Here is a 255-nt window from a genome sequence, read left to right as displayed (position 1 = left end):
GCAGCCCAAAAGACCCAGCAGCGCAACGAGCGTATCGACGCGCTGACCCGGCAAGCGGATCAATGGACGGGCAAGCTTACCGATCAGGACGAAGGCGTGAAGCACCGGGGTCGCAAGCTCTCGGACATCGGCGCCAAGGCGCGCTTCTACCATGCGGTCAGCGAAGCGCACCTGTCGCGCATCATCAAGGTGGATCTGGCTGAGGAGCTGTTCAGCTACCACATCGACGACAAGGCGAAGCGTCTTGCCGAAATG

At 61.6% G+C, this 255-nt stretch carries 1 pseudogene; it reads left to right on the top strand.

From position 1 onward, the window contains the following. Positions 1–255: pseudogene (locus DNK49_RS23745) on the top strand (IS1634 family transposase); the annotation flags it as partial.

It is taken from the genome of Parazoarcus communis SWub3 = DSM 12120, from assembly GCF_003226565.1.
GTDB classification, from domain to species: Bacteria; Pseudomonadota; Gammaproteobacteria; order Burkholderiales; family Rhodocyclaceae; genus Parazoarcus; species Parazoarcus communis.
This window is presented reverse-complemented; position numbering and strand designations above follow the sequence as displayed.